At 67.4% G+C, this 20,278-nt stretch carries 20 protein-coding genes; 8 read left to right on the top strand and 12 right to left on the bottom strand.

Annotated features, from left to right (window positions below; translation table 11 throughout):
- Nucleotides 1–107 precede the first annotated feature (107 nt).
- The gene (locus N5D20_RS06830) at nt 108–359 is read left to right on the top strand and encodes a hypothetical protein (protein ID WP_224329425.1); all 252 of its coding nucleotides are present in this window, start codon (nt 108–110) and stop codon (nt 357–359) included.
- Nucleotides 360–447: 88 nt separating this feature from the next.
- A complete protein-coding gene (locus N5D20_RS06835; RefSeq protein WP_019336761.1) occupies nt 448–987 on the top strand; it encodes a pseudouridine synthase in 540 nt (179 codons plus the stop codon).
- A 60-nt stretch (nt 988–1,047) separates the two neighbouring features.
- Here N5D20_RS06835 and N5D20_RS06840 read toward each other — a convergent pair whose 3' ends face one another.
- Nucleotides 1,048–1,422: a hypothetical protein gene (locus N5D20_RS06840; protein WP_019336760.1), complete on the bottom strand. Its 375-nt coding sequence runs from the start codon at nt 1,420–1,422 to the stop codon at nt 1,048–1,050.
- A gap of 144 nt (nt 1,423–1,566) precedes the next feature.
- A complete protein-coding gene (gene hrpB, locus N5D20_RS06845; protein WP_197578104.1) occupies nt 1,567–4,071 on the bottom strand; it encodes an ATP-dependent helicase HrpB in 2,505 nt (834 codons plus the stop codon).
- 67 nt (nt 4,072–4,138) lie between these two features.
- Here hrpB and N5D20_RS06850 point away from each other — a divergent pair, with 67 nt between their 5' ends.
- Nucleotides 4,139–4,936 (top strand): TatD family hydrolase, encoded by a 798-nt coding sequence (locus N5D20_RS06850; RefSeq protein ID WP_049480116.1) that lies wholly within the window; start codon nt 4,139–4,141, stop codon nt 4,934–4,936.
- Between the two features lie 78 nt (nt 4,937–5,014).
- Here N5D20_RS06850 and N5D20_RS06855 read toward each other — a convergent pair whose 3' ends face one another.
- The 5 genes from N5D20_RS06855 to N5D20_RS06875 form a co-directional block, all read right to left on the bottom strand.
- Nucleotides 5,015–5,941, bottom strand: coding sequence for an NAD-dependent epimerase/dehydratase family protein (locus N5D20_RS06855; protein WP_279914247.1), 927 nt, complete (start codon nt 5,939–5,941; stop codon nt 5,015–5,017).
- The gene (panE, locus tag N5D20_RS06860; protein WP_197578103.1) at nt 5,938–6,876 is read right to left on the bottom strand and encodes a 2-dehydropantoate 2-reductase; all 939 of its coding nucleotides are present in this window, start codon (nt 6,874–6,876) and stop codon (nt 5,938–5,940) included. Before panE ends, N5D20_RS06855 begins: the two co-directional genes overlap by 4 nt.
- A 171-nt stretch (nt 6,877–7,047) precedes the next feature.
- Nucleotides 7,048–7,815 (bottom strand): hypothetical protein, encoded by a 768-nt coding sequence (locus tag N5D20_RS06865; RefSeq protein ID WP_197578102.1) that lies wholly within the window; start codon nt 7,813–7,815, stop codon nt 7,048–7,050.
- A gap of 321 nt (nt 7,816–8,136) precedes the next feature.
- Entirely contained in the window at nt 8,137–8,928 is a 792-nt protein-coding gene (locus N5D20_RS06870) for an ABC transporter permease (RefSeq protein WP_010482250.1), read from the bottom strand.
- Entirely contained in the window at nt 8,925–9,893 is a 969-nt protein-coding gene (locus N5D20_RS06875; protein WP_010482249.1) for an ABC transporter ATP-binding protein, read from the bottom strand. The genes N5D20_RS06870 and N5D20_RS06875 overlap by 4 nt, the downstream gene beginning before the upstream one ends.
- An 84-nt stretch (nt 9,894–9,977) precedes the next feature.
- Here N5D20_RS06875 and N5D20_RS06880 point away from each other — a divergent pair, with 84 nt between their 5' ends.
- A complete protein-coding gene (locus N5D20_RS06880) occupies nt 9,978–10,727 on the top strand; it encodes a ferredoxin--NADP reductase (RefSeq protein WP_197578101.1) in 750 nt (249 codons plus the stop codon).
- A gap of 74 nt (nt 10,728–10,801) precedes the next feature.
- Here N5D20_RS06880 and N5D20_RS06885 read toward each other — a convergent pair whose 3' ends face one another.
- From N5D20_RS06885 to N5D20_RS06895, 3 genes are all read right to left on the bottom strand, one after another.
- Nucleotides 10,802–11,962 (bottom strand): lytic polysaccharide monooxygenase, encoded by a 1,161-nt coding sequence (locus tag N5D20_RS06885; protein WP_010482247.1) that lies wholly within the window; start codon nt 11,960–11,962, stop codon nt 10,802–10,804.
- 181 nt (nt 11,963–12,143) lie between these two features.
- Entirely contained in the window at nt 12,144–13,313 is a 1,170-nt protein-coding gene (locus N5D20_RS06890; protein WP_197578100.1) for a lytic polysaccharide monooxygenase, read from the bottom strand.
- Between the two features lie 233 nt (nt 13,314–13,546).
- Nucleotides 13,547–14,032, bottom strand: coding sequence for a DUF1203 domain-containing protein (locus tag N5D20_RS06895; RefSeq protein WP_197578099.1), 486 nt, complete (start codon nt 14,030–14,032; stop codon nt 13,547–13,549).
- 154 nt (nt 14,033–14,186) lie between these two features.
- Between N5D20_RS06895 and N5D20_RS06900 the strand changes: the two genes are divergently transcribed.
- The 4 genes from N5D20_RS06900 to N5D20_RS06915 all read left to right on the top strand — a co-directional run bounded on the left by N5D20_RS06900 (nt 14,187) and on the right by N5D20_RS06915 (nt 18,908).
- Nucleotides 14,187–15,389, top strand: coding sequence for a GGDEF domain-containing protein (locus N5D20_RS06900; RefSeq protein ID WP_279914248.1), 1,203 nt, complete (start codon nt 14,187–14,189; stop codon nt 15,387–15,389).
- Between the two features lie 68 nt (nt 15,390–15,457).
- The gene (locus N5D20_RS06905) at nt 15,458–16,984 is read left to right on the top strand and encodes an alpha/beta hydrolase (RefSeq protein ID WP_197578097.1); all 1,527 of its coding nucleotides are present in this window, start codon (nt 15,458–15,460) and stop codon (nt 16,982–16,984) included.
- Nucleotides 16,981–17,727 carry an ATP-binding cassette domain-containing protein gene (locus N5D20_RS06910; protein ID WP_012512433.1) on the top strand — a complete coding sequence of 249 codons (747 nt, stop codon included), beginning with the start codon at nt 16,981–16,983 and terminating at the stop codon, nt 17,725–17,727. The genes N5D20_RS06905 and N5D20_RS06910 overlap by 4 nt, the downstream gene beginning before the upstream one ends.
- On the top strand, nt 17,724–18,908 hold the full coding sequence (locus N5D20_RS06915) for an ABC transporter permease (protein WP_197578096.1): 1,185 nt from the start codon (nt 17,724–17,726) through the stop codon (nt 18,906–18,908). Before N5D20_RS06910 ends, N5D20_RS06915 begins: the two co-directional genes overlap by 4 nt.
- Before the next feature lie 72 nt (nt 18,909–18,980).
- On the opposite strand, the gene N5D20_RS06920 is transcribed toward N5D20_RS06915, so the two are convergent.
- Both N5D20_RS06920 and N5D20_RS06925 read right to left on the bottom strand, forming a co-directional pair.
- Entirely contained in the window at nt 18,981–19,409 is a 429-nt protein-coding gene (locus N5D20_RS06920) for a hypothetical protein (protein WP_197578095.1), read from the bottom strand.
- A 67-nt stretch (nt 19,410–19,476) separates the two neighbouring features.
- On the bottom strand, nt 19,477–20,262 hold the full coding sequence (locus N5D20_RS06925) for a helix-turn-helix transcriptional regulator (RefSeq protein WP_197578094.1): 786 nt from the start codon (nt 20,260–20,262) through the stop codon (nt 19,477–19,479).
- Between the last annotated feature and the right edge of the window lie 16 nt (nt 20,263–20,278).

The raw sequence follows: 20,278 nt of genomic DNA on the forward strand, positions 1-20,278 counted from the left end.
CAGGGCCGGGCCACGCCCGGCGAGCGCAGCGGCGTGGCAATCGACGTAATGTGCATCCGCCGGGCATGGCCCGGCGCTACCATCCATGGAGTGGACTGTTGAAGAAGGTGTTCTACATCGCCGTGGCCGTGCTGGTGCTGGCGCGGCTGATTGATTTCGTGTTCTACGGTGGCCATGCCTACGACCTGGTGGCGACGGTGGGGTTTGCCGTGCTGTTCGCCGGTGCGCTGCTGGAGGAACGCGCGCGTGCCATGAATCCGCCACCGGTCCGCCTGCGGCGCCGGGCCAATGTCATCGCGGCGTGCGGCATCGCGCTGGTGCTGGGCTCGTTCCTGCTGGAGTGGAAGGTCTTCGGCTGATCCCGCCGCAGCCTCGGCCAAAGCGGTGCCCGGCGAGCGAGCAGCGCGGCGTGGGACAATGCGCCATCTGCCACCCGCCGTGCCCGCAATGCTGATTGCCTTCAACAAGCCCTTCAACGTGCTCTGCCAGTTCACCGACCGCAGCGTGCCGCCGCGGCCGACCTTGGCCGGGTTTGGCCTGCCGCCGCGTGTGTACGCCGCCGGCCGGCTCGACCATGACAGCGAGGGCCTGCTGCTGCTGACCGACAACGGTACGCTGGCGCACAAGCTGACCGACCCCAGACACAAGGCCGACAAGACCTACTGGGTGCAGGTGGAAGGCACCCCCAGCGACGAGCAGCTGCAGCGGCTGCGCGACGGCGTTGAGCTGAACGACGGGCCGACCCTGCCGGCGAAGATCGAGCGCCTCGATCCGGCGCCGTCGCTGTGGACGCGCGATCCGCCGGTACGTTTCCGCAAGACCGTGCCCGATGCCTGGCTGGCGATCACGATCCGCGAGGGCCGCAACCGCCAGGTGCGGCGGATGACCGCGGCGGTGAACCTGCCGACGCTGCGGCTGGTCCGCGTGTCGATGGGACCCTACCGGCTGGACGACCTGCAGCCGGGCCAGTGGCGGCAGATCGGTTGAAATGAAAAGGCCGGAGCCCTTCCTGCGGAAGGACCCCGGCCCTGGCAGCGGCCGACGATCTCAGGCGTCGCTGCCGATATCGCTGTGCTCATCCACCACGGTGTCGTTGCGGCGGTCACGCGCATTGATGCGCTGCGCCTGCCCATTCACCACGTGGCCATTGGCGGCCTTCTTCTTCTGCTGCTTGCGGTACAGCGCATAGCCGAGCAGGCCCACACCGACCGCAGCTGCGGCCACGGCTACTGCCGGATTGCGGCGCACGAACTTGGTCGCGGCCTTGCCGCCGGTCTTCACTGCGCCGATGGCGGCGCCGGTCTTGATCCAGTCCGCATTGCGCAGGCTGCCACCGGCGCTCTTCAGGCCATCGCCGGCGGTGTGGGCCAGCTCCAGGGCGCGCTCCAGAGCGCGGTCGGTGATTACGGTCAGCTTGCTCATGCGGGGGTCCTTTGCCTCGGGTCGAAGTCCAGTGTCGCGTGTTGCCCGTAAACGGTATGTCAGTCGAGGCCGCACGTGGCGTGACTTTACCGCAGCCATTCAGGATCAGGCAGGGTCCGCAACCGGTCGTGCCGGCAGGGCCGGTCAGGTCCCGCGTGGCTTGGCCCGGTGCGTGGCCGTGGCCGTCCACGGGTCATCCGGCCACGGATGGCGCGGGTAGCGGCCCTTCATTTCCTTTTTCACTTCGGCGTAGGTGTTTTCCCAGAAGTTGCGCAGGTCCTGGGTGACCTGCAGCGGCCGGCCACCGGGCGACAGCAGGTGCAGGGTCAGCCGCACGCGCCCATCGGCGATGCCCGGCGTATCAGCCAGGCCGAACAGTTCCTGCAGCTTCACCGCCAGCACCGGTGGCAACGGCTCGCCACTTTCGCTGTCCAACGCGTAGGTGATCGGTCGTTCCAAGCCTGAAGGTACGGTGATGCGGGTCGGCGCATGGCGCTCGACCAGCTGCCGCTGCGACCACTCCAGCGGCGACTTCAGCGCCTCGCCGAAGCTGGACTCGTCCAGCGCATCCAGACGGCTCTTGCCGGCGAACGCGGGCTGCAGCCACTGCGCACGGTTGGCCAGCAGGGCCGCGTCGCTGCAGTCGGGCAGATCCAACTCCGGCATCCAGCGCCGCAGTGATTCCACCCGTGCCTGCCACTGGCGCAGGCCTTCGGTCCATGGCAGCGCCTGCAGGCCGAGCTCGGCCACCGCGTCGGTCAGCGCCTGCGCGGCGTGCTGCGGATCGACCCGGCCGGCCGAGCGGCTGTCCAGCACGATGCGGTCGAAACGGGTCTCGCGCAGCGCCACCAGGGCGCGGCGCTCGCTGTCCCAGCAGACCACATCTTCGGTGACGAAGCGCTCCGGCCACGCCTTGCGCAGCTGGCCTTCGTCCACCGGTGCGGCACGCAGCAGCAGCGCATCGCGTGCCTCAAAGCGAAGCTCGCTGGCCACCAGCCACGGTTCGCCACGCAGGTCGCTCAGTTCGTGCAGGCGCGCGCTGCGACCATTGGCCAGCAGGTAGCGCAATGGATCGCTGGGATTCTGGAAACCGATCCGATCGGGGAAGGCATGTGCGAGCAGGTCACCCAGTTCGTGGGCCTCGATGCTGGCGGGCGGCGCGGCATCACAGCGCAGGCGACGTCGCCACTGCTTGGCGGCCGCATCGATGGCGGCCAGACCGCTGCGGTTGGCGTCACCCGGTGCGCGGCCATTGCGGAACGCGGCCAGTGCGCGCCAGCGTGCCGCCAGCGCGTCACCGCCCTGGCGCAATGGGTCGCGCGCCTCCAGCAGGGCGGCCAGATCAGCGGCCAGCGCCTGCGCACGTGCATCGGGCGCCGCCAGCAGCATCGCCGCCATCCGCGGATGCGTGCCCAACGCCAGCACGCGCCGGCCAAGTGCGGTGATCGCACCGCTGCTGGACAGGGCGCCGAGCCGTTGCAGCAGTTCGCATGCCGCGCCCATCGGGCCGGCCGGCGGCGGGTCGAGGAAGCGCAGGTCGCTGCTGCCCCAGGCCGCCAGTTCCAGTGCCAGTCCTGCCAGTTCCACCTGGTCGATCTCGGCGCGGCGCTGCGGCTCCAACCGCTGCGACTGCGGCCACAACCGCCAGGCCACGCCCTCGGCCACGCGTCCGGCGCGTCCGGCGCGCTGGTCAGCCGACGCCTGCGCGATGGCCACCACGTCCAGCCGTGTAAAACCGCTGTTGGGGTCGTAGCGCGGTTCGCGTGCCTGGCCACTGTCGATCACCACGCGCACGCCGGGCAGGGTCACCGAGGATTCGGCGACATTGGTGGCCAGCACCACGCGGCGGCGACCATCGCTGGCCACCTGCAGCACGCGCGCCTGCTGCTCCACCGGCAGTTCACCGTGCAGGGCCAGCACTTCGACGTTGCCGTCCAGCGATTCCTGCAGCCCGGCCTGCACGCGCGCGATTTCGCGCTGGCCGGGCAGGAACACCAGCAGGTCACCGGGGTGTTCGGCCAAGGCCTGCTGCACCGCGCGCCGCACCTGCAGTTCCAGCGCCTCATCGCGGCGCGCCGGGAAATGGCTGATCGCGACCGGGTAGCTGCGGCCCTCGCTGCTCAGTCGCGGCGCATCGAGGAAGCGTGCCAGGCGCTCGCCATCCAGCGTGGCGGACATCACCACCAGACGCAGGTCATCGCGCAGCTGTGCCTGCACGTCCAGCGCCAGCGCCAGGCCGAGGTCACCGCTGAGATGGCGCTCGTGGAACTCGTCGAACAGGATCGCACCGACCTCTTCCAGCATCGGGTCGTCCTGCAGCATGCGGGTCAGGATGCCTTCGGTGACGACTTCAATGCGCGTGCGCGACGAAACCTTGTTCTCGAAGCGGATGCGGTAGCCGACGGTGCCACCCACCTCTTCACCGAGCTGCCGCGCCATGAACAGCGCGGCGCTGCGTGCGGCCACCCGGCGCGGCTCCAGCAGGATGATCTTGCGGCCCTGCAGCCACGGTGCATCCAGCAGTGCCAGCGGTACCTGGGTGGTCTTGCCGGCGCCGGGCGGGGCTTCCAGCACCAGCCGCGGCTGCGCGGCCAGGTGCTGCTGGATCTGTGGCAGCAGCGGGGAAATCGGGAAGAGCGGGGCGTTCATGTGCAAAGGATAAGGGGCCACGGCGGGCGCAGGTACAATGCGCGGGCACTTTTCCCCCGCGATGACCATGCACCTGATCGATATCGGCGCCAACCTGACCCACGATTCCTTCGACCGCGACCGTGACGCCGTGCTGGACCGCGCGCGCCAGGCCGGCGTGGTGCAGATGGTCATCACCGGCGCCAGCCGCGAGCACTCGCCGCTGGCCCTGCAGCTGGCGCAGCAGCACCCGGGCTTCCTGTACGCCACCGCCGGCGTGCACCCCCACCACGCGGTGGAATACACCGAGGAATGTGATGCCGAAATGCGCGCGCTGCATGCCCACCCCGAAGTGGTGGCGGTAGGCGAGTGCGGACTGGACTACTTCCGTGATTTCTCGCCGCGTCCGGCCCAGCACCGTGCCTTCGAGCGCCAGCTGCAGCTGGCGGCAGACAACGGCAAGCCCCTGTTCCTGCACCAGCGCGACGCACACGCCGATTTCATGGCGCAGATGAAGAACTTCGAAGGGCGCATCGGCCCGGCGGTGGTGCATTGCTTCACCGGCGAACGCGATGAGCTGTTCGACTACCTCGACCAGGACTGGTACATCGGCATCACCGGCTGGCTGTGTGACGAGCGCCGTGGCGCGCACCTGCGCGAACTGGTGAAGAACATCCCGGCCAACCGCCTGATGATCGAGACCGATGCACCGTACCTGCTGCCGCGCACGCTGAAGCCGATGCCGAAGGATCGCCGCAACGAGCCGATGTTCCTCTCGCACATCGTGGAAGAGCTGGCGCGCGACCGTGGCGAGGACGTGGCGGTGACGGCGGCCAATGCCACGGCGGCCACGCGCACGTTCTTCCGGCTGCCCGACGCGGGTTGATACGTAGAGCCGAGCCCATGCTCGGCTTATCGCGCGCAGCGCGACGGACACGTAGAGCAGCCGAGCATGGGCTCGGCTCTACAAAGCGCTGTCCGGTAGCGCCGGGCCATGCCCGGCGAGCGAAGCGGCCAGCGCCTGCAGTCCTTCCCGATACGTCGGAAACCGTGGTGCCCACCCCAGCGCCGCACGCGTGCCACGGCTGTCGATGTGCTTGTTGCTCTGGTAGAAGCGCTGCAGCGTCGGGCTCAGCGCTGGATCGTCCCAGGCCACGGCCGGCGGCATCGCAAACCCGCCCAGCTGCGCGGCGAGGGCCAGCACATCCTGTGGAGGTGCCGGCTCGTCGTCGCTGGGCAGGTACAGGCCTTGGTGGGTCGGTCGCTGCATCGCCGCGATGATCACTGCCGCAAGATCCTCTACGTGCAGGCGATTGAACACCAGGCCCGGCCGAATCACATGGCGGGCACGGCCTTCGGCCAACTGCAGCAGGGCATTGCGGCCTGGACCATACAGCCCCGGCAGGCGGAACACCGCCGAGGCGATACCACGTTCTTCTGCAAGTGCACGCCATTGCACTTCGGCACGCAGGCGCTGCACGCCGGCTGCTTCAGTGGTATCGGCTGCGCTGCGCTCGTCAACCCAACCGCCGGCCCGGTCGGCATACACCGACGTGGACGACAGATAGCCCACCCAGCGCAGTGCCGGGCTGGCCTGCAGTGCCGGCAGCAGCAGGCGCAGCGTCGGGTCGCCCTCGGCATCTGGCGGCACGCTGCACAGCACGGCCTCCGCCTGTGCAATCTCATCGAGCAGGGCTGACGACGGTGGCGCGTCGGCGCGCAGCTGATGCCGCAGCCGGCCATCGTCCGGTGCCGACGAGGGGTCGCGCACCGTCCCCGCAACCTGCACGCCCCGCGCCTGCAGCTGCGCAGCCAGCACGCACCCACTCCAGCCCATGCCAAGGATCAGCACCCGCGTAGGCAGCGCACTGGCCTGCAACGGGAGGCTCACGCGCCGCGCAGTGCCTGGTAGGCCTGCAGGCTGCTGTAGGCCACCTGCAGCAGCAGGCCTTCCTGGTCGGCTTTACGTGCACGCGCCAGCATGTCGCCGACGATCTGTTCGGCTTCCACTTGCTGACCGGCTTCCAGATCGCGCAGCATCGACGCCTTCAGCGCAGATCCGGCCTGGGTCAAAGTGCCGCGTGCGGTGTCCTGCGCGGCATCGGGAATCGGCTCACCGGCGGCTTCGGCCACCGCCAGGCATTCGTCGTACAGGCCGCGCACGATCGCCTCGCCATCGTGGGTAGCGACGATGGTGCCGATGTCCGCGCGCAGCAGGCAGGTGGCCGCGGCCAGCGCGGTCAGGAAGGTGTACTTGATCCATTGCTCCTGGCCGATGCGCTCGCTGGCCAGGTGGTCGAGGTTGGCCTGTGCGCAGGCGGCAGCCAAGGCGCGCACGCGCGCGGAGATCGCGCCGCCATCGCGCTCGCCGAAGGTGAGCTTGGCCGGCTTGCCCAGGTGCAGCACGGCGCCGTCGGCGGCCTTGGTGGCGCTGATGAAGCACAGGCCGCCCAGCACCGCCTCGCGGCCGAAGCGCAGGTCCAGCGCGTTGTAGTGGTGCAGGCCGTTGAGGATCGGCAGCACGGTGGTGTTCGCGCCCACGGCCGGAGCAATGGCGTCGATCGAGCTGTCCAGGTCGTAGGCCTTGCAGCTGAGGATGACCAGATCGAACGGCTTCCGCGCGGCCAATGCGGGCAGCGCATCGGCGGTGACGTGCTGCACCGGGAAGCTGGCATCGCCGAGTGGGCTGCGGATGACCAGGCCATCGCGGTCCAGCTGTGCGGCGCGCGCGGGGCGTACGAGGAAGGTTACGTCCACGCCGGCCTGGGCCAGGCGACCACCGAAGTAACCGCCGGTACCGCCGGCGCCAAGGATCAGGATGCGCATTGCAGGTTCACCGTGCTCTGGGGGAATCATGAGTCCGATTGTGCCGGAGATTGCGGCCAACGGCGGTGCCCCTCGTGGTGGAAGAAGTACGCGCCTCTGCCAACGTCGCATCCGACGGTCCGAAGGATACCGGTCAGGACGGCCCGCATGACCCACGCTCGGCGGCTCTGCTCAGGACAGCTGTTGGCTGAAGTCTTCGGTGTATCCCAATAGAAGCGTGGTTCGGGTGGCCAGCGTTGCAGCCAGTTGTGACCAGGTGTCGTGCGTTCCGGCAGCGTAGACACGCTGCAGGTCAGCGACCAACGCGTTTGCCTCTGCTGGCGGTGGCGCGCGGTTACGCTGGAAGCCGAGCCACGATGCGCCGAGTCCGAACAGGCGGTAGTCGTAGCGCTCCTGAAGGTGCCGTATCAGGGCGTGGTTCTGGAAGATGTCCCAGTCCGCGCTGAAGTAGCCGTTGGGCAGGGCGGCAATCAGCAGGTCATCGCGGTCCACCGGCACCTGATGCACGCAGACGGTCTCGTCGACGATGAGGTCGGGTGCGGCATTGGCCGCGACCAGCGCCTCGATGTCTGCGTCACTGCACAGCAAGGTACCCGGCAGGGTGGTCCATTCCAGCCGATGAGAGGAATGTTCGAGCTGCGCGACGACATGCGCCAGCAACCGCTCGCGTGCCGCCAACGCATCTTCGGGGGTTGCCGGGTCTTCGTCCTCGTACAGTGCGATGCGCTCGTCGTCAGACGCGTGCATGCTGGTGTAACGGCACTGACCGACATCGTCGAGCGTGCACAGATAGCGATGGCGGGGATTGGCCACGTGCAGCGACGCCAGGCAATCCAGTACCTCATCCAACGTGGGCGAATCGCCCAGCAACATATGGCTGAAGGCATCGATGGGGCCGTCCGACACGGCCTTGTCCAACGGAATGGAAGTGATCTTCATCGCCACAGCCTAGCCGCAATCCCGAACGAAAAGAGCCGAGCATCGGCTTGGAACGCTTCATCCACGCATGGCGTGGATCCATCGTGTCGACCAAGGTCGACACCTACCGACGGAAGGAAACTATCAGGGGTGGGGGCGGTGTGGGGATGCAGGACCGTTGGCGCCATGGATGGCGCCATCGAGCCCCCATGGACGGGTTTACGGCGTGTCCTGCATCCCCACACCGTCACGCCCAACTCATGCTGCTTCCGCCTTGGCTGTCGGCGGCCAGCGGCCGGCACTACTCAGCGGGTGCAGGGCCGCAGGCCCTGCACGCAAAACTCAGCTGCGCATGCCCACGCCACGGCGCAGCAGCCACAGCGCCAGCGCCGTCAGCACCACCACGAAACCGATCATCAGGCCGTAGGCCACCGGCAGCGGTACATCGCTGCTGCCCAGCAGGCCATAGCGGAACGCATTGACCATGTAGAAGATCGGGTTCGCGTGCGTGGCCGCTTCGGCCCAGCCCGGCAACAGCTTCACCGAATAGAACACGCCGCCCAGGTAGGTCAGCGGGGTCAGGATGAAGGTCGGCACGATCGCCACGTCGTCGAATTTCTTCGCATACACCGCGTTGATGAAACCGGCCAGCGAGAAGATCGTCGCACCCAGGATCACCGTGGTCAGCATCACCAGCGGGTGCGGGATGCGCACCGGGGTGAAGAACATCGCGATGATCAGCACGATCACGCCCACCATCAGGCCGCGCAGCACCGCGCCTGCCACGTAGCCCCACAGGATCACCCAGTTCGGCATCGGGCTGACCAGCAGTTCTTCCACGTGACGGCCGAACTTGGCGCCGAAGAACGAGGAGCTGATGTTGCCGTAGCTGTTCTGGATCACGCTCATCATCACCAGGCCAGGCACGATGAACTGCATGTAGGTGTAGCCACCCATGTCACCCACGCGCGACCCGATCAGGTTGCCGAAGATCAGGAAGTACAGGGTCATGGTGATCGCCGGCGGCACCAGGGTCTGGCCCCAGATGCGCATGATGCGGGCGACTTCGCGGCGCACGATGGTCATCAGTGCGACGCGGTTGCGCTGGCCGTCGGTCAGCTCGGTGGTGCTCATGCAGGCTTCTCCAGGTTGCCGGTGAGGCGCACGAACAGCTCCTCCAGGCGGTTGCTCTTGGTACGCATCGAACGCACGCGGATGCCGGACTCGTTGAGCGTGGCGAACACGCGGTTGAGGTCCATTGCGCGTGGCATGTCGATGTCCAGCGTGTGCGGGTCCGGCGCGGTCAGCGTCGCGCCTTCGATCACCGGCAGCTGCGCCGGCAGCTCACCGTCGATGTCCAGCAGGAAGCCTTCCACGTCCAGCTTGGCCAGCAGGGCGCGCATCGGGCCCTGCTCGACGATCTGGCCGTGGTTGATGATCGCCAGGTGCCGGCACAGGTACTCGGCCTCTTCCAGGTAGTGCGTGGTGAGGATGATCGTGGTGCCGGCGGCATTGATCTCCTTCAGCACGCGCCACATGTCGCGGCGGATCTCGATGTCCACGCCGGCGGTCGGTTCGTCCAGGATCAGCAGGCGCGGGCGGGTCATCATCGCGCGGGCGATCATCAGCCGGCGCTTCATGCCGCCGGACAGCGTGCGGCTCATCACCTGGGCCTTTTCCCACAGGTGCGCGCGCTTGAGTTCCTCTTCGGCGCGCTGCTCGGCTTCCTCGCGCGGCACGCCGTAGAATCCGGCGTAGTTCACCAGGATGTCGAAGGGCTTCTCGAACAGGTTGAAGTTGATTTCCTGCGGCACCAGCCCGATCAGGCGCATGGTGGCGCTGCGGTTGCGCACCAGGTCGCTGCCGAACACTTCCACCTGGCCCTCGCTGAGGTTGACCAGGGAGCTGATAATACCGATCAGGGTCGACTTGCCGGCGCCGTTGGGGCCAAGCAGGGCGAAGAAGTCGCCCGGGGCCACTTCCAGGGAAACCCCCTTCAGGGCCTGGGTGCCATTGTCGTAGGTCTTGCGCAGGTCGCGCACGCGCAGGGCGGGCGCCATATCGTTCTGGGATGCCAAGCTCGAAGCCTTCGCGCCCATGGGCTGGCGCTGGAGAGGGGCGGGGAGGGGCTATTATAGAAGACCCCGAGGGCTTGCCCCGGCTACACACTGTCCCGAAAAGTCGTGCCTGTTCAATTCCCCCTCAAGCTGGTCGGCTGCCGCATGCTGGCCCCGACCGTCGGCCACTACCAGTTCGTGCGTGACGATGGACAGCCGCTGGATTTCCAGCCCGGCCAGTTCATCCAGGTCCATTTCAGCTACGCCGACGGCACCGAAACCAAGCGCAGCTACTCGCTGGCGACCATCCACGACCACGCGCTGGGCCCGGGCGAGGCGGTGGATATCGCGGTCAGTTTCGTGCCCGGTGGCGCCGCCACGGCCCTGTTCGAGGCGCTGGAGCAGGGCGGCCAGATCAGTGCGTCCGGTCCCTATGGCCGGTTCTGCCTGAACCCCGGCGACCACAACGCCCGCTACCTGCTGATCGCGACCGGTACCGGCGTTACCCCGTACCGCTCGATGCTGCCGCTGCTGGAAAAGGCGATGGCCGAACGGGGCGTGCAGATCGTGCTGCTGCAGGGCGCGCGCAGCCCGGGTGAGCTGCTGTACAGCGAAGACTTCTACAGCTTCGCCGAAAAGCACCCGAACTTCCGTTATGTTCCGTGCCTGTCGCGGGAACTGCCGGCCGATGCTCACCAGGACGTGCAGCATGGCTACGTGCAGCAGGCGTTGGCCGCCTTCACGCCGGACCCGGCCACCGACATCGCCTACCTGTGCGGCAACCCGGACATGGTCGATGCCTGCGCCGAGCTGCTCAAGGCGGCTGGCCTGGGCAACCCGCAGATCCGCCGCGAGAAGTACGTCAGCAGCAAATAATCCCGGGTAGTGCCGGCCGCCGGCCGGCAACCCGATGAACCGGAGGCGGCCACAGGCCGCCCCCGGAACCTGCCTCAGTACGCGATCCAGGCATCCCGCCAGGCAGCGCCGGTGCCAGGACGGTACGCCTCTGCATTGACGTTGCACCACGCGCCTTCCGGGAAGGGACGGCAGGCGTACAGCTTGCCGTCGGTGCCCTTCACCACGGTTTCGCCGGGTTCATAGCTGCCGATACCGGCCGGATACACGAAGTCGTAGTCGTCGCCCGGCGGCGGATCGATCGGGCCCGGCACACGGGTATCGATCTGGAACAGGTTGCCCGGCTTCAGGTAGACGCGGTTCTCGGTGGCCGAGGCGACCGGTGTGATCACGCCGTTCTTCATCACGCCTACGCGCGCCTGCTGTGCACTGGCGTTGACCTTGCGGGCCAGCGCCAGCGGCCACTGGTTCGCAGCGGTCTGACCTGCGGCCAGGGTGATCTCCGGGCGCTCCAGATCGTTGCCCTGGGCGTTGAACACGCGCAGGGTCACGGTCGTGCCCACGTCCAGCGCACCGCGGGCGGTGACCGGGCCGGCATCCTGCCACTGCGGCGGCGGTTCGACGCCACCACCGCCTTCGAAGCGCACGTCCGCGCAGGTATAGAACGCTTCACCGGAATCCGAGCGCTGCCAGGTGTTGTAGATGATGTGCTGGCCGCTGCGCTTGGGCAGCGGGCAATCCAGCTTGTAGACGTCGCCGGAGACCGGCACGTTGCCCACCGTGCAGAATTCCTGCAGGTCGGCCCAGCGCAATGGGCTGTCCGGCTGCCAGCCGTCGCGGGTGACGTAGAACTTCCACTCGCGGGTGGCATGCGGGGCCGGGGCCTTGAACTCGAAGGTGTAACGCCCGCGCGAATCGGCATGGATCGGTGAGGTCGGCCAGTCATTGCGGTTCAGATCGAGGCCGCGGTACTTGCTGTTGCCGCCGCTGCACAACTCGCCATCTGGAACCACCGCTTGATGGTTGCCATTGGCGTTGGCCTGATTGACACCGGCCCAGTCGTAGAACGGCTGGGCGCCACCAATGGCCTTGGCGGCGGCACAGGCCGGGTTGGTCGGATTTTCGGGATTGCCCTGGTAACAGGAATAGACGCGGCTGGAGGGTTTGGACATGGTGCCGTGGGCGAAAGCGCTGCCAGAGGTGGCAATGCCTGCGATCACAGACAGCGCGATGACAGTCCGATGTGACAGATGCATGGAGATCTCCTGTGGGTGGTGAAACCCCGCGAAGTCTCGGCATCCCACCCGCCCGCATCCATCGGATTACTTTGAAAAAAGCATCGCGTGGTTCCGTATGGGAACGGCTTCACACTCACGCGCTGGCGCGTCTCACGCTATGCAGGGAACGGCGCTCTGCCACCGTTCCCTGCACCCGGTCTCAGTACGCGATCCAGGCATCGCGCCAGGCCGCACCCACACCCGGCCGGTAGGCCTCGGCATTGACGTTGCACCACGCACCCTCCGGGAACGGACGGCAGGCATACAGCTTGCCGTCGCTGCTCTTCACCACGGTCTGGCCCGGTACATAGCTGCCGATGCCCGCCGGGTACACGTGGTCGAAATCACCGCCCGGCGACGGCGTACCCGGGTCCGGCACCCTGGTATCGAGCTGGAAGCGGTTGCCGTCCTTCAGGTACACGCGATTGTCGGTGGCCGACGCCGACGGCGTGATCACGCCATTGGCGAGCACGCCCACGCGCGCATGCTGTGCACTGCCATTGACCTTGCGCGCCAGAACCAATGGCCACTGCGTTGCAGACGTCTGGCCGCTGCCCAAGGTCGTTTCCACACGTTCGACATCGTTGCCGTTGGCGTTGAATACGCGCAGTGCGAGCGTCGTTCCCACCGGCAGGTCGCCGCGTGCGGTGACCGGGCCAGCATCCTGCCATTGCGGTGCCGGTGTCGTACCACCACCGCCTTCAAAGCGCACGTCCATGCAGGTGTAGAACGCTTCGGTCGAATCCGAGCGCTGCCAGGTGTTGTAGATCACATGCTGGCCGGTGCGCTGCGGCAGCGTGCACTGCAGCTTGTAGGTGCCATCGGCCGACAGCGGCGTATTGCCCAGGGTGCAGAACTCCTGCAGATCGGCCCAGCCCAGCGGGCTGCCCGGCTGCCAGCCTTCGCGGGTGACGTAGAAGCGCCAGTCACGCGTGGCATGTGGCGCGGTCGCCTTGAACACGAAGGTGAACTTGCCATTGGCATCGGCGTGGATGGGCGTGGTCTGCCAGTCGCTGCGGTTTACATCCAGGCCACGGAAGGTCGGGTTGTTGCCGCTGCACAGCTTGCCGTCGGGCACCACGGCCTGGTGGTTGCCGTTGGCGTTGGCCTGGTTGATGCCGTTCCAGTCGTAGAACGCCTGTGAGCCGCCGATGGCCTTGGCCGCGGCACAGGCCGGGTTGGTCGGGTTCTCGGGATTGCCCTGGAAGCAGGCATAGACGCGGCTGATCGGCGTGGTCATGGTGCCATGGGCAAATGCATCGCCGGCCAGCAGCAGGCCAGTGGCGGCCAGTGAAGTGGCCAGCAACAGCGGTGTGGATCGGAATGACATGGCGCTTCCTTGTGGTCGTCGAAAGAGAGCGGTGACCGCAGGAGCTGCGCTGCACGGCGGACTTTCGGCGGCACCACGGCGAGTATCGAGTCGCAGCGCAGGGTGCGGAACCATGGAAATGCCGATCCGTGACTGTGGGTGTGAAGCCCTTCCCGCAGGCTTCACGCGGGACTGAACGGATGCGCTGGCGATCACGTCTTCGGCGTGGCAACGATCACGTCGTGGAGATCGTGCTACGTCGGCGTCATACCCACGCGATCCGCCTGGCATGAGAAGCAGCCGTGGGCCGCGTTGTGCAGCTGCACGAAGGCCACGGCAGGATCGGCAAACAGCGCGTCCAGCCGAGCGGAGACGTCCGTGCCCGCGCTGATCTCTGCGGCCAGCATCCATGCAGCCTGGTCATAGGCGCGCAACGAGATCATCCGGCGCTGTACGTACGGCGGTACTTCACCTGGCGGCAGCACGCAGCGGGTGACGCCACGCTGCACGAAGATCGGGCCCGAGGCGTGATAGGGCGAATGCAGGGGCAGGTGCACATGGGACAACAGCAGCAGCTCGCTGCCACCGGGTGGATCGCTCAGGCTGATCCGGCAGGGGTGTCCTCCTGTTTCGCCGGCCCAGCGACGCTGGATGCCCAGCGCAGCCAGCGCGGTGTCGCTCTTCTCGAACAGGTGCAGGAACGGGCGGTGGTCGATGCCACCGAGGTACCACGCTTGCATGAGCGTCTCCTTGGTTTTCCGCGGATTCTGCGCATGCGCCGGCCGCCGTGCTCGCCGTTTTCAGACCCCGCATCGCCATCGGGGCGGGAAGCGCCGGGGGGATCGCACCACAAGGCGCTAAGATGCGCGCGCCGCCCCGGCCGATGAGCGCCGCATGTCCCTGGATTTCCCGACCATTACCGTGCTTGGCTTCCTGCTCTGCATCGGCATTGCCGTGGGGTTCTCATTGTTGCTGGTGGTACTGCGCGGGCAACCGGTGCTGCGCCTGTGGACCGCCAGCCTGTGGCTGCTGACCCTGGGTGTGACCCTGCTGGCGCTGCGACCCTACCTGCTGTTGGCGCCGGCCATACTGGCCGGGAACGCGGCGATGGCCGGCTGCGCGGTGCTGATGCTGCGCGGCGTGGCGCTGCATCTGGAACAGCCGCAGCCGCTGTGGCGTCCATTGTTGATGGCGGCTGCCTTCATGGCCTGCATCTTCGCCTTCCTGGTGCTGTGGCCGGACCTGGGCGTGCGCCTGCAGGTGTTCAGTGTGTTCACGCTGCTGGTCGATGGCTGGATCGCGTGGTTGCTGCTGCGGCATGCCCCCGTGCAGCAGCGCACCAGCTGCCGCCTGGCGGCGGCGGTGTTCCTGGCCGAGGCGGCCCTGTACGCGGTGCGCCTGTTCCTGCCGGTGGCACCCGATGCCGGCGAGGACATCATGCGCACCGGTACACCGATGTTCGTCACCTACCTTGCCGGCGTGATGCTGGAACTGGCGCGGTGCTTTGCGATGGTGCTGCTGCTGGTCGAACGCATGCTGGTCGATCTGCGGCGTGCGGCGCGCACCGATGGGCTGACCGGGCTGCTCAACCGCAGCGCGGTGCTGGCCGATGGCCAGGCACAGTTGCAGCGGCTGCGTCGGCAGGGCCGGCCACTGGCCCTGTTGCTGGTCGACGTCGATCACTTCAAGCAGATCAACGACCGCTGGGGCCATCTGGCCGGAGACCAGGTACTGCGCCACTTCGCTGCGCTGCTGCAGCACGGTTTGCAGGGCCACGACACGCTGCTGGGCCGCTACGGGGGCGAGGAGTTCGTGCTGGTGCTGGCCGGCAGCACGCAGGACGAAGCGATGGCGTGGGCTGCGGCGATCCGTACCGCTCTGCAGCAGACGCCGGCGCGGCTGACCACCGGGCCGGTGGCGATCACCGCCAGCATCGGCCTGGCCATGGACGACGGCCACGGCGACCTGTCCACGCTGCTGGCAGCGGCAGACGCGGCGCTGTACCGGGCCAAGGCCGCGGGCCGCGATCGCCTGGCCTGCGCCACGCCGGCGGAGATTTCGCGTCTGCCCATCGCCGACGACGCCGTGCCCGTGTAAGTTGGTTCACATCTTCCGCGGCAGCCCGTCGTGGTTGCCAGGAACGTCCTCCAGGGGAAACGAGCACGATGCAAAGACACCACCTCGCGTTGGCCGCAGCGTTGGCCAGCCTGATGCTTGCCGGTTGCAGCCAGTCACCGTCACCCGGCGCCGAAGGCGCCAGCGATGCACCCAGCCGCCGCTTCGGCAGCATCGATTTCCAGCCCTGCACGCTGTCCACCGAAGGCGCCAGCGCCAACGTGGAGGCGCAGTGCGCCACCCTGCAGGTGCCGGAGGACCGGGCCCAGCCCGATGGCCGACGCATCGGCCTGCGCATCGCCTGGCTGGAATCGGGCAGCAGCGGCTCCAGCCAGCCAGATCCGGTGTTCTTCCTGGCCGGTGGTCCGGGCCAGGCCGCCAGCGAAGTGGCGGTCATCGTCGATACGGCGCTGCGCCAGGTGCGCAAGCAGCGCGACGTCTTCCTCGTCGACCAGCGCGGTACCGGCGGCTCCAATCCCCTCAACTGCCTTGGCGCGGATGGCAAGGACCTGGCCATGGACGAGGATGCCGCACCCACTGAAGCGTCGCTGCGCGATTACGCCGAGCGCTGCGCCGCTTCGCTGCAGGGGCGGGCCGATGCGCGCTTCTACACCACCACCGAGGCGATTGCTGATCTGGATGCGGTGCGTCAGGCGCTGGGCGTCGAGCGCATCAACCTGGTCGGCGGCTCCTACGGTACCCGCGTGGCCCAGCGCTATGCCGGTGCCTATCCACAGCACACGCGCAGCATCGTCATCGATGGCGTAGTGCCGAATGAGCTGGTGGTGGGCGGCGATTTCGCCACGACGTTCGAGGATGCGATCGCCCTGCAATCGGCGCAGTGCCGCAAGGATGCCGCCTGCAGCAAGCGCTTCCCGACCGACACCCGCGCGCAGCTGCGTAGCGTGGTCGAGACCCTGCGCCGTGCGCCGGTCTCGGTGGAGTATCGCGACCCCGGCACCAACCAGACCCGGCAGGATGTACTGAGTCCGGACAGCGTGATCGGCCTGGCGTTCGCCTTCTCCTATGTGCCGCAGTATTCCTCGCTGCTGCCGCTGGTTCTCGATGAAGCCGCGCACGGCCGCTACGCACCGCTGGCGTCGCTGGCACGCGGTGCGAACCGCAGCATGGATTTCCAGATCAATCGTGGCATGCAGTGGTCGGTGATCTGCAGCGAAGATGCGCCGCGCTACCACGCACCGGCCGAAGACCCCGAACGCCTGTTCGGCAACGACGTGGCCAGTGCCTTCTTCGCCGCCTGCCCAGTATGGCCGCACCGGCCGGCACCGGCGGCCAATGCCGTGCCGCTGCGCAGTGATGTACCGGCGCTGCTGCTGTCCGGTGAGCTGGACCCGGTGACGCCGCCGCGCTATGCCGAGCAGGTCCTCAAGGGCCTGCCCAATGGCCGCGCGCTGGTCGCCCGCGGCCAGGGCCACGGCACGCTGATCGCCGGCTGCATGCCGCGCCTGCTCGGCGAGTTCATCGACAAGACCGATGCCAAGGCGCTGGATGCCGGCTGCCTGGACACGCTGAGCTACGTGCCGGCGTTCACCTCGTTCAACGGATGGGAACCATGATCGTCGCCGACAACCTGCACAAGGCTTTCGACACCCGCACGGGCCGCATCCAGGCGGTCTCCAACGTCGGCTTCCGCGCCGAGGATGGCCGCATCACCGGCCTGCTGGGGCCCAATGGTGCCGGCAAGACCACCACCATGCGCATGCTGTACACGCTGATGACCCCCGACCAGGGCAGCATCAGCGTCGATGGTGTCGATGCTGCGCGCAATCCGGTGGAAGTACGCCGCCACCTTGGCGTGCTGCCCGACGCGCGCGGTGTCTACAAGCGCCTGACCGCGCGCGAGAACATCGCCTACTTCGGCGAACTGCATGGTCTCTCGGCCGAGCGCATCCGCGAGCGCATCGAGGTGCTGTCACATGCACTCGACATGGGCGATATCCTCGACCGCCAGACCGATGGCTTCTCGCAGGGCCAGCGCACCAAGACCGCGATTGCCCGCGCGCTGGTGCACGACCCACGCAACGTCATTCTCGATGAGCCGACCAATGGCCTGGACGTGATGACCACGCGCGCACTGCGCCGCTTCCTGCTGGGTCTGCGCGAAGAGGGCCGCTGCGTGATCCTGTCCAGCCACATCATGCAGGAGGTGGCCGCGCTGTGCGATCACATCGTGATCATTGCCAAGGGCACGGTGATGGCTGCCGGCAGCGCCGATGAACTGCGCGCGCAGGCCGGCGAATCCAACCTGGAAGATGCGTTCGTGAAACTGATCGGCAGCGAAGAGGGCCTGCACGCATGAGCATGATGTCGACCCTGATGACGGTGATGCGCAAGGAACTGCGCGATCTTTCCCGTGATCGCCGCACGCTGCTGCTGACCCTGCTGTTCGGGCCGCTGCTGTACCCGGTGCTGCTGCTGGGCATGGGCAAGCTGGCCGAGAGCCGGGTACGCACCCAGATTGAACAACCGCTGCAGATTCCGACCATCGGTGCGGACAACGCCCCCAATCTGGTGCGTTTCCTCGCCGCGCAGGGACTGAACACCGCACCGGCACCGAAGGACCTGGCCGAGGCCATCCGCAGCCAGCAGATCGACGTGGCACTGCGCATCAGCGATGACTTCGGCAAGGACTGGGCCGATGGCAAGCCGGCGCTGGTGGAGGTGATCAAGGACAGTACTCGTCGCGCCGCAGAAGTGCCCAGCGCGCGGCTGGAGGCGGCACTGGTGACCTACAATGGCCAGGTCGGTGCGCTGCGCCTGATGGCGCGTGGCATCGACGCACAGGTCGCGCGGCCGCTGGACGTGGCGCGCCAGGACCTGGCCAGTGCCGAAGCCAAGCGCGGCATGATCCTGTCGATGCTGCTGCCGGTGCTGCTCACGCTCACCTCGTTCATCGGTGGCGCCTACCTGGTGATGGACGCTACCGCTGGTGAGCGCGAGCGGCAGTCGCTGGAGCCGCTGCTGGCCACGCCGGGTTCGCGCAGCGCGATCGTCAGCGGCAAGATCGCCGCCGCCTGCGTGGTCGGGTTCGTGTCGCTGCTGCTGACCCTGGTCGCATTCAAGGTGAGCGCACAGATCGCGCCCGGCAACATCGGCCGCCAGTTCAACATGAATGTCGGTTCGATGCTGCAGATGCTGCTGGTGATGTTGCCGATGTTGATGATCGGCACCTCGCTGCTGACCTTCCTGTCGGCCGCGGCCAAGAGCATGAAGGAGGCGCAGAGCCACATGACCTGGCTGATGCTGCTGCCGATGATGCCCGGCTACGCGCTGGTGGCCTACCCGCTGAAGAGCGAGCTGTGGCAGTACGCCGTGCCGTTCCTGTCGCAGAACCAGATGCTGCTGAAGGTGATCCGCCACGAGACGATCACGCCGGCGGTCTGGGCCATCTACCTGGGCGCCAGCCTCGGCCTGGCCGCACTGCTGTGGTTCGCCGCGGTGCGGCGTTACCACAATGAGCGTCTGGCGATCTCCGGCTGACCGCCACGGGTAGCGCTGGGCCATGCCCGGCGTATATGAAACGAGGCCCGGTCATTCCGGGCCTCGTTGTTCTCAGGTTCGCGTTGCCTGCCAAGCGGCGAAGCGCTGGGCGATCGCCGGTGCCAGTCGATCGAAGTTCTCCCAGGTATCGGCGACGTGGTACAGCGAAAGGAGCTCGGCCCCCAGCTGTTCCTCATAGTCTTCGAGATACTGGCCATTCTCGAGGTCGTAGTACACAGCAGTGAACGTGTTGGCTTCATCGCTGACCAGGTCATCGACGAATTTGCCGTCGCTGCATTGAAGCAGGAACAGGCCCGGCGTCGTACTACGTTCCCGCAGCGCCTGCAGGTCTTCTTCTGCGTCCTCGGCGAGCTCTTCGCTTGCCATGCCCTGTAGCAGCAGCCATGCCAGGTACATACCGATGTGAGTGGCACCGGCCTCAGCCGGAAGATCCGAAGGGAAGTGACCCCCGGAATGCCAACTGGCGTCGTCGTACTTCATCTGTTCTCCTCCTGAATTCCGCAAATAGCTTAGGTCGAGAGGGCAGACAGCGGGAGCGTCGAATGCGTCAGCTACCGGAGTACCGCGCAGGCGTCACGCCCATCTCGCGCTTGAACACGGCGATGAAGGCGCTGGGCGTCTCGTAACCCATCGACAGCGCGACGCTGATCACCGGCTCGCCCGCCAGCAGGCGTGGCAGCGCCAGCAGCACGCGCAGGCGTTGCCGCCATTGGCTTGGCGACAGACCGGTCTCGGCCAGCCAATGGCGGGCAAGGCTGCGGCCGGACAGGCCGCTGCTGGCGGCCCAGTCCTCGATGCTGCGGCCGTCTTCGGGTGCGCGCGCCAGTGCGGCGGCGATCTTCTGCAGTCGCCGGTCACGCGGTTGTGGCAAGGCAAGCGGCAGGGGCGTGCTGGCGGCAATCTCATCGGCGATCACACCGGCCAGTCGAGCCTGTGCAGCATCCAGTGGCTGATGGGACCATCGCAGCGCACGTGTTGTCGCCGCCTGCAGCAGTGCATTGGGCTGGAAAATGCGCGGTGTGGCGGGCAGGTCCAGGCAGGCCTCGGCGTTGAAGTACAGGCTCCAGCCATCGAACCCGTCTGCGCTCAGCAGCGCGTGGGGCAGCAAGGGCGGTATCCAGGCGACGTGACCTGCGGGCAGCAGCCAGTGCAGGTCGTCGGCGGCGATCCGCAGCAGCCCCTGATGCGCACCCAGCAGCTGCCCACGGGCATGCCGGTGGCGCGCTGTGCGACGCATACCGCGTTGGCGCAGCCCGGCCGCCAGCACCACCGGTCCGTCGGCGGTATCGGCCAACGCGGGGTCGAGCAATCCGCTGGTTGTCTGATCTGCCATATTAGTTGGCAGTTAT

Origin of the sequence: Stenotrophomonas sp. GD03877 (assembly GCF_029840555.1) — a bacterium.
Classification (GTDB): Bacteria; Pseudomonadota; Gammaproteobacteria; order Xanthomonadales; family Xanthomonadaceae; genus Stenotrophomonas; species Stenotrophomonas geniculata.

Bases quoted from the DNA above. Each gene is read 5' to 3' on its own strand.
- N5D20_RS06835 (WP_019336761.1), top strand. From the start codon at position 448: ATGCTGATTGCCTTCAACAAGCCCTTCAACGTGCTCTGCCAGTTCACC.
- N5D20_RS06840 (WP_019336760.1), bottom strand. From the start codon at position 1,422: ATGAGCAAGCTGACCGTAATCACCGACCGCGCTCTGGAGCGCGCCCTG.
- hrpB (WP_197578104.1), bottom strand. From the start codon at position 4,071: ATGAACGCCCCGCTCTTCCCGATTTCCCCGCTGCTGCCACAGATCCAG.
- N5D20_RS06850 (WP_049480116.1), top strand. From the start codon at position 4,139: ATGCACCTGATCGATATCGGCGCCAACCTGACCCACGATTCCTTCGAC.
- panE (WP_197578103.1), bottom strand. From the start codon at position 6,876: ATGCGCATCCTGATCCTTGGCGCCGGCGGTACCGGCGGTTACTTCGGT.
- N5D20_RS06865 (WP_197578102.1), bottom strand. From the start codon at position 7,815: ATGAAGATCACTTCCATTCCGTTGGACAAGGCCGTGTCGGACGGCCCC.
- N5D20_RS06870 (WP_010482250.1), bottom strand. From the start codon at position 8,928: ATGAGCACCACCGAGCTGACCGACGGCCAGCGCAACCGCGTCGCACTG.
- N5D20_RS06875 (WP_010482249.1), bottom strand. From the start codon at position 9,893: ATGGGCGCGAAGGCTTCGAGCTTGGCATCCCAGAACGATATGGCGCCC.
- N5D20_RS06885 (WP_010482247.1), bottom strand. From the start codon at position 11,962: ATGCATCTGTCACATCGGACTGTCATCGCGCTGTCTGTGATCGCAGGC.
- N5D20_RS06890 (WP_197578100.1), bottom strand. From the start codon at position 13,313: ATGTCATTCCGATCCACACCGCTGTTGCTGGCCACTTCACTGGCCGCC.
- N5D20_RS06895 (WP_197578099.1), bottom strand. From the start codon at position 14,032: ATGCAAGCGTGGTACCTCGGTGGCATCGACCACCGCCCGTTCCTGCAC.
- N5D20_RS06900 (WP_279914248.1), top strand. From the start codon at position 14,187: ATGTCCCTGGATTTCCCGACCATTACCGTGCTTGGCTTCCTGCTCTGC.
- N5D20_RS06905 (WP_197578097.1), top strand. From the start codon at position 15,458: ATGCAAAGACACCACCTCGCGTTGGCCGCAGCGTTGGCCAGCCTGATG.
- N5D20_RS06910 (WP_012512433.1), top strand. From the start codon at position 16,981: ATGATCGTCGCCGACAACCTGCACAAGGCTTTCGACACCCGCACGGGC.
- N5D20_RS06915 (WP_197578096.1), top strand. From the start codon at position 17,724: ATGAGCATGATGTCGACCCTGATGACGGTGATGCGCAAGGAACTGCGC.
- N5D20_RS06920 (WP_197578095.1), bottom strand. From the start codon at position 19,409: ATGAAGTACGACGACGCCAGTTGGCATTCCGGGGGTCACTTCCCTTCG.
- N5D20_RS06925 (WP_197578094.1), bottom strand. From the start codon at position 20,262: ATGGCAGATCAGACAACCAGCGGATTGCTCGACCCCGCGTTGGCCGAT.